This window comes from Serratia sp. KH_031 (assembly GCF_057839655.1).
This window is the reverse complement of record NZ_CM174496.1, coordinates 860,597-876,733: the sequence shown is the minus strand read 5'-3', so window position 1 is coordinate 876,733 and position 16,137 is coordinate 860,597. Positions and strand designations below refer to the sequence as shown.

15 protein-coding genes are annotated in these 16,137 nt (G+C 48.7%); 9 read left to right on the top strand and 6 right to left on the bottom strand.

Features of this window, described 5'->3' with window-relative positions:
- The first annotated feature begins 24 nt into the window (after positions 1-24).
- Complete coding sequence (locus AC3ISQ_RS03835) at positions 25-1,419, top strand: sugar porter family MFS transporter (RefSeq protein WP_489350689.1); 1,395 nt, start codon at positions 25-27, stop codon at positions 1,417-1,419.
- Positions 1,420-1,470: 51 nt separating this feature from the next.
- On the opposite strand, the gene fumA is transcribed toward AC3ISQ_RS03835, so the two are convergent.
- Positions 1,471-3,117 (bottom strand): class I fumarate hydratase FumA, encoded by a 1,647-nt coding sequence (gene fumA / locus AC3ISQ_RS03830; protein WP_489350687.1) that lies wholly within the window; start codon positions 3,115-3,117, stop codon positions 1,471-1,473.
- Between the two features lie 219 nt (positions 3,118-3,336).
- Here fumA and AC3ISQ_RS03825 point away from each other — a divergent pair, with 219 nt between their 5' ends.
- The 3 genes from AC3ISQ_RS03825 to AC3ISQ_RS03815 all read left to right on the top strand — a co-directional run bounded on the left by AC3ISQ_RS03825 (position 3,337) and on the right by AC3ISQ_RS03815 (position 4,641).
- Complete coding sequence (locus AC3ISQ_RS03825; RefSeq protein ID WP_489350685.1) at positions 3,337-3,834, top strand: SprT family zinc-dependent metalloprotease; 498 nt, start codon at positions 3,337-3,339, stop codon at positions 3,832-3,834.
- Between the two features lie 202 nt (positions 3,835-4,036).
- Positions 4,037-4,261: a type II toxin-antitoxin system Phd/YefM family antitoxin gene (locus tag AC3ISQ_RS03820; protein WP_489350683.1), complete on the top strand. Its 225-nt coding sequence runs from the start codon at positions 4,037-4,039 to the stop codon at positions 4,259-4,261.
- Positions 4,258-4,641 (top strand): type II toxin-antitoxin system death-on-curing family toxin, encoded by a 384-nt coding sequence (locus AC3ISQ_RS03815; RefSeq protein WP_489350681.1) that lies wholly within the window; start codon positions 4,258-4,260, stop codon positions 4,639-4,641. The genes AC3ISQ_RS03820 and AC3ISQ_RS03815 overlap by 4 nt, the downstream gene beginning before the upstream one ends.
- Positions 4,642-4,754: 113 nt before the next feature.
- Here AC3ISQ_RS03815 and AC3ISQ_RS03810 read toward each other — a convergent pair whose 3' ends face one another.
- Positions 4,755-5,165 (bottom strand): hypothetical protein, encoded by a 411-nt coding sequence (locus tag AC3ISQ_RS03810; RefSeq protein ID WP_489350679.1) that lies wholly within the window; start codon positions 5,163-5,165, stop codon positions 4,755-4,757.
- A 276-nt stretch (positions 5,166-5,441) separates the two neighbouring features.
- Here AC3ISQ_RS03810 and endA point away from each other — a divergent pair, with 276 nt between their 5' ends.
- From endA to ruvX, 5 genes are all read left to right on the top strand, one after another.
- Positions 5,442-6,137: a deoxyribonuclease I gene (gene endA / locus AC3ISQ_RS03805; RefSeq protein WP_489350677.1), complete on the top strand. Its 696-nt coding sequence runs from the start codon at positions 5,442-5,444 to the stop codon at positions 6,135-6,137.
- 105 nt (positions 6,138-6,242) lie between these two features.
- The gene (gene rsmE, locus AC3ISQ_RS03800) at positions 6,243-6,974 is read left to right on the top strand and encodes a 16S rRNA (uracil(1498)-N(3))-methyltransferase (RefSeq protein ID WP_489350675.1); all 732 of its coding nucleotides are present in this window, start codon (positions 6,243-6,245) and stop codon (positions 6,972-6,974) included.
- A 10-nt stretch (positions 6,975-6,984) separates the two neighbouring features.
- Entirely contained in the window at positions 6,985-7,938 is a 954-nt protein-coding gene (gene gshB, locus AC3ISQ_RS03795; protein WP_489350674.1) for a glutathione synthase, read from the top strand.
- A 62-nt stretch (positions 7,939-8,000) separates the two neighbouring features.
- On the top strand, positions 8,001-8,564 hold the full coding sequence (locus AC3ISQ_RS03790; RefSeq protein WP_489350673.1) for a YqgE/AlgH family protein: 564 nt from the start codon (positions 8,001-8,003) through the stop codon (positions 8,562-8,564).
- A complete protein-coding gene (gene ruvX / locus AC3ISQ_RS03785; protein ID WP_489350671.1) occupies positions 8,564-8,986 on the top strand; it encodes a Holliday junction resolvase RuvX in 423 nt (140 codons plus the stop codon). The genes AC3ISQ_RS03790 and ruvX overlap by 1 nt, the downstream gene beginning before the upstream one ends.
- On the opposite strand, the gene AC3ISQ_RS03780 is transcribed toward ruvX, so the two are convergent.
- From AC3ISQ_RS03780 to AC3ISQ_RS03765, 4 genes are all read right to left on the bottom strand, one after another.
- On the bottom strand, positions 8,949-11,132 hold the full coding sequence (locus tag AC3ISQ_RS03780; RefSeq protein ID WP_489350670.1) for a fimbria/pilus outer membrane usher protein: 2,184 nt from the start codon (positions 11,130-11,132) through the stop codon (positions 8,949-8,951). The two genes, ruvX and AC3ISQ_RS03780, sit on opposite strands and share 38 nt — an antisense overlap.
- A 122-nt stretch (positions 11,133-11,254) precedes the next feature.
- The gene (locus AC3ISQ_RS03775; protein WP_489350669.1) at positions 11,255-11,695 is read right to left on the bottom strand and encodes a DUF1090 domain-containing protein; all 441 of its coding nucleotides are present in this window, start codon (positions 11,693-11,695) and stop codon (positions 11,255-11,257) included.
- A gap of 122 nt (positions 11,696-11,817) precedes the next feature.
- A complete protein-coding gene (locus tag AC3ISQ_RS03770; RefSeq protein WP_489350667.1) occupies positions 11,818-15,372 on the bottom strand; it encodes an ATP-binding protein in 3,555 nt (1,184 codons plus the stop codon).
- Positions 15,365-16,006 carry a response regulator gene (locus AC3ISQ_RS03765; RefSeq protein WP_489350666.1) on the bottom strand — a complete coding sequence of 214 codons (642 nt, stop codon included), beginning with the start codon at positions 16,004-16,006 and terminating at the stop codon, positions 15,365-15,367. The genes AC3ISQ_RS03770 and AC3ISQ_RS03765 overlap by 8 nt, the downstream gene beginning before the upstream one ends.
- Between the last annotated feature and the right edge of the window lie 131 nt (positions 16,007-16,137).

Below are 16,137 nucleotides of genomic sequence, written 5' to 3'. Positions count from 1 at the left end.
ATTTTTCGGATTTCCGGAGGCATCATGAGTACATCATCTGCGGGCAAAGGTCGTTCGAATGCCCAAATGACTTTCTTTGTTTGCTTTCTAGCGGCGCTGGCCGGTCTGTTGTTTGGGCTGGATATCGGCGTCATCGCTGGCGCACTGCCATTCATCAGCCATGAATTCCAAATAACCTCGTCACAGCAGGAATGGGTGGTCAGCACCATGATGTTCGGTGCCGCCGTCGGTGCGATCGGCAGTGGCTGGCTTTCCTACCGCTTAGGGCGTAAATACAGCCTGATGATCGGCGCGGTGCTGTTTGTCGCCGGTTCGCTGTTTTCAGCCTTTGCCCCTAACGTGGAAGTATTACTGCTCGCTCGCGTGCTGCTGGGCTTGGCTGTTGGGGTGGCTTCGTTTACTGCGCCGTTGTATCTGTCTGAAATCGCGCCAGAACGTATTCGTGGCAGCATGATTTCCATGTACCAACTGATGATCACCATCGGTATTCTGGCCGCTTATCTGTCCGATACCGCGTTCAGTTACACTGGCGCATGGCGTTGGATGCTCGGCGTGATCACCATTCCTGCTTTACTGCTGTTGGTCGGCGTATTCTTCCTGCCACGTAGCCCACGCTGGTTGGCCTCACGCGGTCGTGAAATCGAAGCCCAAAAAGTGTTGGAAATGCTGCGCGACACCTCGGCGCAGGCCAAAGCCGAACTGGACGAAATTCGCGAAAGCTTGAAGATCAAACAAAGCGGTTGGTCATTATTCAAAGACAACCAGAATTTCCGCCGCGCAGTGTATCTCGGCATTCTGTTACAGGTGATGCAACAGTTCACCGGCATGAACGTCATCATGTACTACGCGCCGAAAATTTTTGATCTGGCTGGCTTCGCCAGTACCGCACAGCAAATGTGGGGCACAGTGATCGTCGGTTTGGTTAACGTGCTCGCTACCTTTATCGCCATCGGTTTGGTTGACCGTTGGGGGCGTAAACCGACGCTGAAATTGGGCTTCTTGGTGATGGCTATCGGTATGGGCACCCTTGGCACCATGATGAACATCGGAATCACCACACCTGCGACACAATACTTCGCGGTATTGATGTTACTGATGTTTATCGTTGGTTTCGCTATGAGCGCAGGTCCGCTGATTTGGGTACTGTGTTCTGAGATCCAACCGTTGAAAGGACGCGATTTCGGTATCACCTGCTCAACTGCGGTGAACTGGATTGCCAACATGATCGTTGGAGCGACCTTCCTGACCATGCTGAATACCTTGGGTAGCGCGCATACCTTCTGGGTTTACGCCGGGCTCAACCTGATCTTTATCTTCCTGACCATTGCGTTGATTCCAGAGACTAAAAGCATTTCGCTGGAACATATCGAACGTAATCTAATGGCAGGTAAGCCGTTGCGCGAGATCGGCTCACGCTAATGAAAAAGCCGCCCGGTTCATATGAACCGGGCGGCTTTTTAACGAGCTAAATTACTTCAAGCAGCTAGAGCACTGCCCTTCCTGAATCTTCTGGAAGAAGTCATTACCTTTGTCATCCACTAGAATGAACGCCGGGAAGTCTTCCACTTCGATTTTCCAGATCGCTTCCATCCCCAGTTCAGGATATTCCACGCATTCCAAGCTCTTGATGCTTTGTTGTGCCAGCACCGCTGCCGGGCCACCAATACTGCCGAGGTAGAAACCGCCGTGTTTATGGCAGGCGTCTGTCACCTGTTGGCTACGGTTGCCTTTCGCCAGCATGATCATGCTGCCGCCATTGGCTTGTAGCAGATCGACGTAAGAATCCATACGTCCTGCGGTAGTCGGCCCCAATGAACCCGACGCATAACCTTCTGGCGTTTTAGCCGGACCAGCGTAGTAAATTGGGTGATCTTTCACGTACTGCGGTAAACCTTCGCCACGATCCAGACGCTCTTTCAGCTTGGCGTGGGCAATATCACGACCGACAATAATGGTGCCGCTCAGTGACAAACGAGTAGAAACCGGATACTGAGACAACTGCTTGAGGATGTCAGCCATTGGGCGGTTAAGATCGATCTTAATCGCTTCCCCTTCGCCCGCCTGACGCAGTTCCTGCGGGATAAACTTACCTGGGTTGTGCTCCAGTTTTTCCAGCCAGATCCCTTCGCGGTTGATCTTGCCTTTGATATTACGGTCAGCGGAGCAAGAAACCCCCATACCGACTGGGCAAGAGGCGCCGTGACGCGGCAAACGCACCACGCGAATATCGTGAGCGAAGTATTTACCGCCGAACTGCGCGCCCAAACCGAGGTTCTGCGCTTCTTTCAGCAGTTCTTCTTCCAAGGCCACATCGCGGAACGCCTGACCGTGCTCGTTACCTTCAGTCGGTAATCCATCGTAATACTTGGTCGAAGCCAGTTTCACGGTTTTCAGCGTCGCTTCCGCCGAGGTGCCGCCGATAACAAAGGCCACGTGATAAGGAGGACAAGCGGCAGTCCCTAAAGTACGCATCTTATCAACCAGATAATCTTTCAGGCGCCCCGGTGACAACAGTGCCTTAGTTTCTTGATACAGATAGGTTTTATTGGCAGAACCACCGCCTTTGGCGATGCAGAGGAATTTGTATTCATCGCCGTCCACGCTGTAGAGATCGATCTGCGCTGGCAAGTTGCTGCCAGTGTTGACCTCTTTATACATGTCCAGTGCCGCGTTCTGTGAATAGCGCAGGTTATCTTCGATAAAGGTGTTGTACACCCCGCGAGATAGTGCTTCTTCGTCGCCACCACCGGTCCAGACTTTCTGACCTTTTTTACCGACGATGATCGCCGTGCCGGTGTCCTGACAGGTCGGCAAAATACCCTTGGCGGCGATTTCTGAGTTACGCAAAAATTGCAGCGCAACGTACTTATCGTTTTCGCTGGCATCGGGATCTTTCAGGATATCTGCCACTTGCTGCTGGTGCGCCGGGCGTAACATAAATGAAGCGTCGTGGAAGGCGTGTTGGGTCAGGAGGGTCAGTGCTTCTGGGGCAACTTTCAGGATTTCTTGGCCTTCGAACTCAGCCACGCTCACATGTTCACGGCTCAGTAGATAGTATTCGGTAGTGTCTTTCTTCAGCGGGAATGGATCTTGATAGTGGAACGGTTTATTCGACATTGATCTCTCACTTGCAACACCAGTTGCGTTAAATTCACACTCGTTGAGCGCTCAAAAACTCACTTACGTATTTTTAATCAATCGGGTACAGGTTCATCAAACAGTGTCGATTATCCCGCAGTTAACACAGCGATTACAATCAATCTAGGGCGATCAACTTATCAATACGGCAAACTTCCCCAGTTGCCAGCGCCTGACTCCCCCATTATCCTAAACGCCATGAATAAAGCCCGTATCCCTATTGCGCTGCAACAAGCGGTCATGCGCTGCCTGCGAGAAAAATTGCAGCTCGCACGCCAACAATTTACCGGTGAACTACCGGAACCCAAAATCGTTTACCAACAACGTGGCACCAGCGCGGGTACCGCGTGGCTACAGGCTTGGGAGATTCGCTTAAATCCGGTGTTATTGCTGGAGAATCAGCAGACATTTATTGATGAAGTGGTGCCGCACGAGTTGGCACATTTGTTGGTGTTTCGTCGATTTGGCCGCGTCGCACCGCACGGCAGTGAGTGGCGCTGGATGATGGAAACGGTATTGCAGGTTCCCGCTAGCCGCACACATCGTTTTGAAATCAGTTCAGTGCAAAGCAAAACCTTTCCATACCGATGCGCTTGCCAACAACATCAACTGACTATCCGCCGCCATAATCGTGTGCTGCGCGGTGAAAGTGAATATCGCTGTAGGAACTGCGGGGAGAAATTGGCTCCGGCGTAGGGGGGGTGAATTTGAGTATCGGTTAAGAGCAAGATGCGGATATATCTTCACAATGTACTGAGTTCATCTCTCTTTGGACATTCAGGTTATTCTGTCCAGTTCTGCTGACTCGTCCAAGTATACACAACCTTTCTTTTCACCCGCACTAGCTACTGAACAAAAAACACGTACAATTAAGTTGTACAACAATAAGGATTCAAACATGTTTACTTGTAACTATAGCCATGCTCGCGACAACCTCACTTCCTTGCTGGAACTGGCAGTTGATGAAAATCAGCCAGTTGAAATCCAACGTAGAAAAGGCGGCGCGGCTGTCCTAGTGAATAAAGAGGCTTTCGAGCGTTATCGCAAAGCAGCGCTCGATGCTGAATTTGCCGAAATCATGCAGACTCACGGCGCTGCGTACACGGAACTTTCAAAACGATGAAATTAGTCAGTTCACAGGAGGTGATCGAGTTCCATGATCGCTTAATCTCGCGTGATGGTGGTGTTACTGGCATGGCCGAACCTGGCCGCGCCGATGCCATCATTCACCGTGTGTTAAACATGCACCATTACGAAGGTGTAACGGACATTTACGATCTGGCCGCCGTGTATCTGGTCGCCATAGCTCGTGGTCACATCTTCAACGATGCGAACAAACGAACGGCGCTGTTTGTCGCTCAAGTTTTTTTGAAGCGTAATGGTGTACAAATCATTAGTTCACGGATTTCGTTTGATGAAATGCAAATCATTGCCGTCAACGCGGCAACAGGAGAATATACATGGAGGATGGTTTCCGACCATTTAAAAGCAATAACCCTTTAAATTAGCCGCCGAAGTGAAGTGTTCTCCGACGAACTGCGCCGCCGCAATCTGTAATTCCCCCTCACATTGGACATTCAGCCATTTCTGTCCAACTTCACAATGAAGACTACTTATTATGACTTGTCTCCATGGCACACTAATGATGTAAATACCCTCATCCCTGCGGCGTGTAGCATTGTTACTGTAGCCATTTCTGTTATATCCGATATCTCTAGCACCTCCTCCATTCCGTTTTGAGCCTTTATATTGTATTGCCTTGTAACTCTTGTCTGATCATCCATTGCGGTTAAACTCATAGTTACTGGCTTTGGTGTATTCTCCGCGATCATAATGCTATTAGCAGCTCCCGGCATCTCTTGAATGGTTAGTACCACATTCCTTCCCGTACTCACACCAACACAGGTATAGTCATGATTTACATAGTCTTTACCTCCCAACGGTAGATCGGCCGCGCAAACAGAAACACTAGCAACCAGACCCAACACTACCATTAATATCTTGAGCTTCACTTTTAATCCTACCATAATAAAAATCACGTGATTTTAGTCAATAACGGGGCTATTTGTTGTTGCCGATCGTTTCTTTGTATTACTGCTTACCCCATCATCGCAAAGTACAATAACTGATCTGGCTATAGTTCTCCGGACACACAAATGCAGGTAAGATCAGTTAACCCTAGTCACCACAACCAGATCAAGCACTCAGCCACCAGATAAACCAAATCAAGACTTCCCCTATTTGCCCCCGCCGTCAACTTCCATTACCCTCGCTACCTTTACAATTTTGAGCTGTTTTGGAATATGCTTCGCAAAATTTTGTTCGTTGTTATGTTTGTTTCAGGGACGGTACAAGCACAAAAAATCAATAACTTCTCTCAGGCCAAAACCGCGGCGGCGAAAATTAACGCCGATGCTCCCGGTAGTTTTTACTGTGGTTGTAAGATCCGCTGGCAGGGTAAAAAAGGCACTCCGGTTCTGAGTAGTTGTGGCTATCAAGTTCGTAAAGACCGACAACGCGCCACGCGCATCGAGTGGGAGCATGTGGTTCCGGCGTGGGAATTTGGTCATCAGCTACAGTGCTGGCAACAAGGCGGGCGTAAAAATTGCAAAAAAAATGCTCGATTCCGCAAGATAGAAAGCGACCTACACAACCTGCAACCCGCGATTGGTGAAGTGAATGCCGACCGTAATAACTTTATGTACAGCCAATGGCGCGGCGGCGAAGGGCAATACGGCCAATGCCCAATGAAAGTCGATTTCAAAAACAAACAGGCCGAACCGCCAGCCCGTGCCCGTGGCAGCATCGCTCGCACCTACTTCTATATGCGCGATCGTTATCAGTTGCGTCTATCACGCCAGCAAACCCAATTGTTTGAGGCGTGGAACCGCCAGTATCCGGTCAGCCGTTGGGAATGCCTGCGTGAAGAACGCATCGCAACTGTGCAAGGAAATCATAATCCTTACGTCCAACGGACTTGTCAGCAGCAAAAGAGCTAATAACCTTCATGTTTCTCGTTGCCGAGTTGTTGGCTGCACCTAAAAATCTATTGGGTATATACTGTTGTCCAATTTACTTCGCGCTTTCAGGATTGAACAATTACTATGCGAATTCCCCGTATTTATCACCCGGAACCGTTGGTCGCCAATGCTGAAATCCCATTGAGCGACGATGCCGCCAACCACGTGGGCCGTGTATTGCGTATGAACGCCGGGCAAATGCTGCAATTGTTTGATGGCAGCAATCAAGTCTTCGACGCCGAAATCACTCGGGTAGATAAGAAAAGTGTACAGGTACGCTTAAACGTCGGTCAGTTGGAAGATCGCGAATCACCGCTGCATCTGCATCTCGGCCAAGTCATCTCTCGTGGTGAAAAAATGGAATTCACCATCCAAAAATCCATCGAGCTCGGTGTCAACGTGATTACCCCGCTGTTTTCCGAGCGCTGTGGTGTAAAGTTGGATGGTGAACGTCTGGCGAAAAAAATTCAGCAATGGCAGAAAATTGCGATTGCCGCCTGCGAACAATGTGGGCGTAATCGAATTGCGGAAATTCGTGAGGCGATAACTCTGGAGGCTTGGTGTGCCGAACAGGACAACAGTCTGAAACTGAACCTGCACCCGCGCGCCAATCACAGCATCAATACCCTGCCGTTACCGGTGGAACGCGTCCGTTTGCTGATCGGGCCAGAGGGTGGATTATCCGCAGATGAAATTGCCATGACCACAGGTTACGGATTTACTGATATTCTGCTGGGACCACGCGTTCTGCGTACAGAAACCACAGCACTCACCGCAATAACTGCTTTGCAGGTACGTTTCGGCGACTTGGGTTAAAGGAGAAAAGATGATCAAGCTCGGCATCGTGATGGACCCCATCACATCCATCAACATCAAGAAAGACACCAGTTTTGGCATGCTGCTCGAAGCGCAGAGCCGTGGCTATGAACTGCATTACATGGAAATGAACGATCTTTACCTGCATGCAGGTGAAGGCCGCGCCCGTACTCGCCTACTCAGCGTGGAACAAAATTACGATAATTGGTATCTCTTCGGCAGCGAGCAAGATCTGGCATTGCAGGATCTGGATGTGATCCTGATGCGTAAAGATCCGCCATTCGACACCGAATACATCTACGCCACTTACATCTTGGAACGTGCCGAAGTTAAAGGCACATTGGTGGTCAACAAACCACAAAGTCTGCGTGACTGTAACGAAAAACTGTTCACTGCTTGGTTCCCAGAACTAACGCCAGATACACTGGTCAGCCGTAGCGCGGCTCACATCCGTAAATTCCACCAGCAACACGGCGATATTATCCTCAAGCCGTTGGATGGCATGGGTGGAACCTCGATTTTCCGCGTTAAACAGGACGATCCTAATCTATCAGTGATCATCGAAACGTTGACCGAGTACGGTAGCCGTTTCTGCATGGCGCAAAACTTCCTGCCAGCGATCAAAGAAGGCGACAAGCGTATTCTGGTGGTTGATGGCGAGCCTGTGCCTTACTGCTTGGCACGCATCCCAGCACAGGGTGAAACCCGTGGTAACCTAGCCGCAGGTGGGCGTGGTGAAGCCCGTCCGTTGAGCGAAAGTGATTGGAAAATCGCCCGAGCAGTGGCGCCGACGCTGAAAGAAAAAGGCCTGATTTTTGTTGGTCTGGATGTGATTGGCGATCGCCTAACGGAGATCAACGTCACCAGCCCAACCTGCGCCCGTGAGATCGAAGCGGCATTCCCAGACGTTTCCGTCACCGGTATGCTGATGGACGCAATCGAAAAACGTCTGGCAGCGAAGTAATTTCGAACGGGCGGCATTGCCGCCCGTAACCTCTAAATCAAATAATTATTTTTACTAACACAATGAATTTACAGCACCATTTTCTTATTGCCATGCCAAGCATGCAGGACCCGCGTTTCAAACACTCGGTCATTTACATCTGTGAGCACAATGAAGACGGCGCGATGGGGCTGGTGATCAATAAACCTGTGGAACAATTCACCATCGAAACGGTACTGAGCAAACTGAAGATCTTGCCGACAACGCGCGATCCCGAGATTCGCTTAGACAAACCGGTGTTCGCCGGTGGCCCATTAGCGGACGATCGAGGCTTTATTCTGCATACACCACACGATGGTTTTGCTTCGAGTATCAAGATCTCCGATAAAACCATGATCACCACATCGAAAGACGTACTAGAAACGCTCGGTACGGCGGATCAACCTGAGGATGTGCTCGTCGCCCTCGGTTATGCCGGTTGGGAAAAAGATCAGTTAGAGCAGGAAGTATTGGAAAATGCTTGGCTGACGATCGAGGCCGACACCGACATTCTGTTCCACACACCGATCGCGAGCCGTTGGCGCGAAGCGGCTAACCGCCTGGGCATCGACATCCGTAGTATCGCCAACCATGCAGGACACGCCTGATGAGCAATCGCACCATCATCGCCTTTGATTTCGGCACCAAAAGCATCGGTGCCGCTATCGGCCAAGAAATCACCGGTACGGCACGCGCGCTGGCCGCCTTTAAGGCCCAAGACGGTACGCCAGACTGGCTCAAGATCGAAAAACTGTTGAAAGAATGGCAGCCAGATCTGGTGATCGTCGGTCTGCCATTGAATATGGATGGTACGGAGCAACCGCTAACTGAACGTGCCCGTAAGTTTGCCAACCGTCTAAATGGTCGCTTTGGTGTTCAAATTGCACTGCATGACGAACGCCTAAGCACCGTTGAGGCTCGCTCGCACCTGTTCGACCGCGGCGGTTTCCGCGCATTAGACAAAGGCAGCGTTGATTCAGCCTCCGCCGTGGTTATTCTGGAGAGCTGGTTTGAGCAGCAACTGGGCTAACTTTACGCGCCGGAGCAAAGCGACTGAACATAATCGCTCCGGCTGTTGGCACTACTTCTTTTTCTGATACTGGCAATTCCAAGCCCTCAGCGAGATCGAATGTATCCAACGATAGCCGGTTAACCCGATACGGCGTAAGACTGCCAACCACGGCATAACCTCGCCAATCTGTCGTCACACCATATTGATTGTTCACACCAATATCCGGTGATTTCGGCACTTCAACAATCGCGATAGTCTCCCCCAGCGATTGACCTAAAGTCAGTCCTCCGCGATGTAACACCGCACTACCAGAAAGCTCGACATTCTGCTGGCGATAACCTTTGCCACGGGAATAACCCAAGCGAGCGTCCCCGGCGTTGTATTGGTAGTCCAGACTCGCATCCTGGCTACTCCCGTCTTTCTGATTTTGCGTAGCACCAAGATCATAACTCAGACTGTAATCTTCCAGCGCGGTGCCACTAACACCGAGACGACGGCTGTCAGAACCATTTTTTGCAATGGTGTGGTCATAGTTCAGTTTCAATCTGGGTATCGATATTTTGCTTAAAGGAATAGTGAAAGAAATGCCGACCAAACTCTGTTCTTGGCCATAAGACTGACGGTTATATTCCGCATAAATTGAGGTATCAATATCGGCCCAAGTGCCGCTATAGCCTATTTCAATACTGGTCTCACGCTTTTCCTGACCGCGAACAGCCTCTTGCACAAGAGTCAGGTATAAACTATCGGAATCCGAAAGATATTGATTGTAACGCGCTTCCAAACGGTGCTTTTTCTCCGCCTCAAACTCACCGACAAAGATATCGTCTTCCCAATCCCACCAATATGAGTCTTGTTGCCCGATGGCGTCAGAAAAAGTGCGATAGCGTTGTTTTGGATAGTATTGCGCCAGCAAGCTTAAGGACGATTCCCAAGAAAGGAGCGAACGCAGATAACGTACACGCCACATACCACCACGATCAGCATCGGTACGACGTGAGTCTTGCGCAACAGAGAAATTGTAATCGACGGACAATGCCCCCCACTTATCCAAACTTTTCCCGATCCCTAGAGATCCGCTACGATAAAGTTGCTCAGCCATGACTGAACCACCATAGAGCGTCGTTTTAAACGGTAATCCATAGCTGATGGAGTACTGACCAAATAAGGGCTTGTCCTGTTCAACACCGTGATACGGTTTATATCGTCCCACGTTAAGATCGTATTTCCAGTGATTCCCCATAACCAGATTCGGCATCATCGAGTACGGAATGGTTCGTTCAGTTTCTGTTCCGTCGCTCTCTTTGATGGTCAACTCGATATTTCCTTCAGAATCGGAAGGATGAATATCCTGCAATACAAAAGCTCCGGGTGGTACAAAAGTCTGGTAAATCACCACACCATTTTGCCGCACCCGCACTTCTGCATTGCTACGCGCATAACCGCGTATCAATGGCGAAAAAGGTCGTAAACCATCGGGTAACATACGGTCGTCAGAAACGAGGCTAACTCCACGGAATCTCACGCTATCAAATAATTCTGCCGGAGTACTTTGATCACCAGCCACTAACTGTGAGCGCCAAGTTTTGATATTACGAGAAGCAGTGACGCGCTCGCTGTACCATTCAGGCTGACCCCAAGTATCACGCTGATAGATAGGTTGATAACGTAAGCGCCAAGCATCTACATTGATCCCACTGGTAAAATTAGCGTACAAACTGTCGTGGCGCTCAGCGTCACGATAACGCTCCCCAGCATAATGGGCATAGTTAAGTTGATAATCGACAAAAGCGGCGTTTATACCTTCATCCCAACGACTGGTCGCCACCGCATTTTCCATATTACTGATGAGTTCCGTCGGGATGACTAGCGTCAAGAGTGTGGCATCACGGTCGTAAAAAGTTTGGATTTCAGCTTGCCGCAATGAACGCGGCAACACGCAGCCTTTGGAAGTGAACAGCATTTTAGCGACATCGTTATAGTGCATCCCCCATTCACGTAATAAGGGTGCAGTCAGACAGGGATATTCACCAACAATAAAGTCGAGTGCTATTTCACCCTTATAGTTATTGTTGACAATAACGTAGGCTTTATTAATTTCTGCCACGCAATAAAACGACACCAGAGCTAACCCTAGCCCGGCAATACGTAAGATGGAATTCATTCGTTCCCTGAGTCATTCCACAATATTGAAATCATGTCAAAAAGGCGCTGCAACCAGCGCCTTGACGATCTCTATTGAATCGGTTTTTAGTTGTTGTTTATCTAGCCACAACTCAAAACTTATTAACCTTGCAGAGCAGCAACTTCAGCACGAGCCTGACGCAGTTCTTCCGTAACTTTATTTACGTCAGCCTGTTTCTCTTGCAGTTTACCCTGATATTTGGCGACTTTCTTGGTATCGCCTTTGGCCTGAGCTTCACGCAGATCAGCCTGAACCTCACGCACGTCTTTTTGCTTGTCTTGCAGTTTGCTTTCCAGCTTGCTCACTTTCTTTTGAGCATCTTTCAGCACGCTACCGTTGGTGCAGTTGGCATTAACTTCGCTCAATGCACGCTTCAAACCAGCGATTTTATAGTCATTACCATACTTTTCTGCTTGTTTGATTTGGTTCTCAATCGCAGCACGCTTGGCGTTACAATCGTTAGCCGCAGAAGCGATAGAAGAGAAACCCACACCCAGAGCCATAACCAATGGCAGTACAGCAAATTTAGTCATCTTGTTCATTTTGAAGTCCTTAATCAGTATTAATAGGGAGAGTCATCTTCCCCCCTCCAGTCACAGCCATGATAAATAGATGATGGTGACTTTAATATCCCAGCTCGGACTCATTTGTCTGTAGGAACGGACTACACGCTTGTAGTCCGTTGTAAGTTTTGCAGAGCAACGATTAAACGTCGAGTTTCACCCATCACGAGGGCGATATTGCCGTGCTCAACATTTTCTTCTAGCACTCGGCATGCTTTATCCAATTTATCTGCATGGATCAGTCGCGCGGCTCCAGTCAGTTTATGTGCCAATTCACTAACGTCTTCACTTCGTAACGGTTGGTGCTCGGCTTCTTTCGCCAACGCCGCACCGTCTTCCTGCAGACAATCCAATAACGTAGCAATAAATTCGGCAAAAACTGCAGGTTGACGTAGTTCTGCTGGGAGTTTTTCTGGTGAGAAAATATCGTCGTCGTCGTTATGTTCAACGTTTGCCACCGGTAAACTACGTAACTTGTCTGTCAGAATCTGCAAACTCACTGGCTTAAACAAGCAATCATCCATACCAGCCTCAAGGCAAGCATCGCGCGCACTGCCTTGTGCATTGGCCGTCATCCCCCAGATTGTCATGGGTTCATGCTGACGTTGCTTTTCTATCTTCCGCAGTTGCCGAACAAAGCTATAACCATCCATATTCGGCATATGACAATCCGTCATAATCAGATCAAACTGCTGCTGTTCTAGTATATTCAGCGCCTGTTTGCCATCTTCGGCCGTCACAACACGATGCCCCAAATAGGTCAACTGTTGGAGCAGCAACATTCGCCCAGCACGATGATCTTCCGCTACCAGCACCCGCAGGCTAGGTAACGGCTCATGACTCACCGAAGTCGATGCTGTTGTTAATTTCAACTTGGTCAACCTGGGGATCGACAGATAAACGGTGACTTCACTGCCAATTTCCGGCTGACTACGCAAAGAGATAGTGCCGCCCATCATTTCCACCAGTGTACGGCAGATATAGAGCCCCAAGCCGGTACCTCCTGAAGTGGTTTTCCCTTGAGAGAAGGGTTGGAACAGGCGTTTTTGCAGATTTTCATCCATGCCTTGCCCGCTATCAATAACGCGGATACTGATATCCATTCGTTCATCGCTAGCCGACTCCACCATCGCATGTAGCGTCACCTGCCCTTGCGAAGTAAACTTGATGGCATTACTGACCAGATTAGATAGCACCTGTTTGAAGCGCAGCGGATCTATCAACACATCGCCAGTCATTGCAGCATCAATGCCCAATTTGAAATCTAATCCCTTCTGCCGTGCGACGCCGTCAAATAACATGGCGACAGCTTCTATCAAATGCCTCAGTTCGGCACGCTCAGGCTGTAGCACCAAACGATCGGATTCAATGCGTGAAATATCAAGAATATCGCCAATCAGCGCGAGCAGGGAATTGGCTGAGTCATAGGCTACCCCCAGCAAATTCGCATCGGGTTGTGTCCCTTGTTGATGCTGACGTAACGTCAATTCCAGTAAACCAATAATCGCATTCAACGGGGTGCGAATTTCATGGCTCATGGTAGCCAAGAACGTTGTTTTCGCTCGGTTGGCGCTGTCTGCCAGTTCTTTAGCTTGTTGCAACTGGCCGATGAGTTGCTCACGTTCAGTAATATCAAACCAACCGCTCACGTTACCTTCAGCCTGACGCGGGTCGGCCATCAATAGCGAACGCCATTGTTGTAGCAGACGAATTTTCCCATCCAACTCCAACTGACGAGTGATCAAAAACGCCTGTGGTTCGTTATCACCGGGTTTCAGTTCCACCTCTTGCGCACCGGAAATATTGAGTTGATAGTGATCCAATTTCTCACCCAATACCTGTTCAGCCGGAGCCCCCAACGCTCGATAAAACTGCGCGTTGGCCGCAACCACCCGCTCACTAAAATCGGTGATATAGATAGGGACTGGCAACGCATCTAGTAGCGCTTGCTGACGATAACCTGCACTAGCTGCTTGTCGTGCTAATCGCTGTCGATAATTCTGACGATAATGCCAGATGGCCCACAGCAATAATAAGACAACTAAAGCCAGAACCAACAACAGTGGCCGATAGTACTCTGCGAATCTATCTTCATCGCGGAATACCCCCTTCGTCAGGTAGGCATAGCTATACCAATTGCTGGTCATGGAATGGATTTCTTCTGGCGGGATATTGAGCAGTGCCTTGTCGAGGATCGTCGCTAACGGATATTCGTCTCTGGAAATCCCCATCACAAACCGAGCTGGCTCAGTATCCAATCCATGCAGGATCGCCAAACCACTTTGCGGTTCGAGCGAAAGTAAGAAACTGGCACCGATCATCGGCAATATCAAAGCATCCGCACGATGCTCTTTCAGCGCCGTCATTCCCTCTTGTGACGTCGCCACGCTGACGCTGCGGCTTTGTGGATATTGTTGCTGTAAAGCCGTGCTCAGAGAATGCCCTTCCACAACGGCGATACGTTGTGGATGCAGATTATCTTTTTGCGATTTATAACCGACCAATACCCAAGAGTTGAACAGGTAAGAACGGGTGGTCAGTAATCCATTGAGCCATACTGAATCCAGAGTCACACCCGCGACAACATCGGCTTGTTTGTTTTTCACCGCTTCTAATGAATGCTGCAACGATTGAGTACGAATAATATTGAAACGCAGCCCGGTACGGCTGGCGATAGCTTCAAGTACATCGGCGGTCAGCCCCCGAAAACTCCCCTGCTCATCAAAAAAACCTAACGGGGCAAAATCATCATTAACGGCGACTTGGATACTCGGGTGCTCTTCTATCCATTTACGTTCCAATGCCGTAAACAGCAACTGTGTTCCGTTAGAGGCTAATGGACTTCCGCCATTCCAACGGCTATTGATGGTAGCGGTGGTACTTTCTAGGATGGTTGGTAACAGGGTGTTGATAATACGTTGCAAGCGTAAATTGTTCTGCGCCAAGCCAAAGGAAAAACCATCGGCTTCCTTCTGTGGCAACAATTGCAAATGCAGGTTGTTTAGGTTGGCTTGATTGATTAAGTATTGTGCTGATGTGGCATCACCAATAAAGGCATCAATATTACTAAACGACAGTGCCTCTAATGCTCGTCGTGGCGAGTCAAACACCTGTACGTCAACGCCTGGGAAATGTTCCGCTAAAATTTTACGACTATTATACGATTGCTCGACGGCAATATGAGCGGGTGGTTTACTCTGCAGCAGGCTATCTGTGCGCACGACTAATGCTGGAGTAATAGGTTGATAAGGTTGGGTTAACAGAATGCTATCTCGTTCACCATCGTCTGCACTGATGTTACCGATCAAGTCTACTTCGCCATTTTTTAACGCTTTAAGCAATGCCGCGTAGGTACTATAAGAACGTACTTTCACCTGTACATTCAGGTTATAAGCCAAAATCCCCAGATAGTCGGCATTGATACCACCGTAATCATGTAAGCCTGTAGTGATGTCATAGGGAGGATAGTTAGGTGCAGAAGTGCCAAATATCAGTGTTCGCTTATGCCGCAGCCATTGCCAATCAGCGCTGGCTAAAGCCGGCTCGGGCAATTGAACTTGGCTACGGCTGATTAAGTTTATTTCCTTACCATCGGTGGTGGTATCCGCAAATAGCCGGAAACAGACTAGCAACAATAACAACAGTAATTTATTCATCTGAAATTATCTTATTTTCATTATCAATAAATGCAGATAACTCATCTGAGCTATTAACCTTTAACTTCTCCATCAAGCGCCGTTTATAAGTACTAATGGTTTTATTACTTAATATCAATCTATCAGCAATATCTTTATTACTCATTCCATTGGCTAAATAGCGTAATACGGTAATTTCACGATCAGAAAGGCGCGCTAAGCTATTTTCATCACTGTCACTACTCACCACCTGTTGTGTTAAAGGCGCGATTACTGACTGGGGGAAACAACTGAACCCTTGCAACACGAGTTGGCATAGAGGTGCTAATTGGCTGATATCATTGTCTTTGCTAAAAAAACCACAAGCTCCAGCTCGTAAGGCACGCTCAGCATAAATTTCAGTGGGCAAACCAGTATAAACAACGACCTTTATGGTGTTATCAATCTGGCGAATATGCTGCAAAATTTGCAAACCATCCATTTTATTCAGCATGATGTCCAGAATCACCAGTTCAGGCGTTTTTTCTTTTATTTTTGCCAGCGCAGTCATACCGTCGGTTGCGGTTAAAACCGAGTTATTTCCTATTGACGCAAGAATGGACTTAACTGCAAAACCAATTGCGGGATGGTCATCAACCACTAACCATGGGCTCATAAGAATTGCCTTATTTTTATCAGAAAACACCCAAGCCAAAAAATATCCACAATCAGTTTTGGAAAGTAGATGCTAATGAGATAATTGAGATTGTGTCATTATAATAGACTTGACGCAATCCAGCATCATAC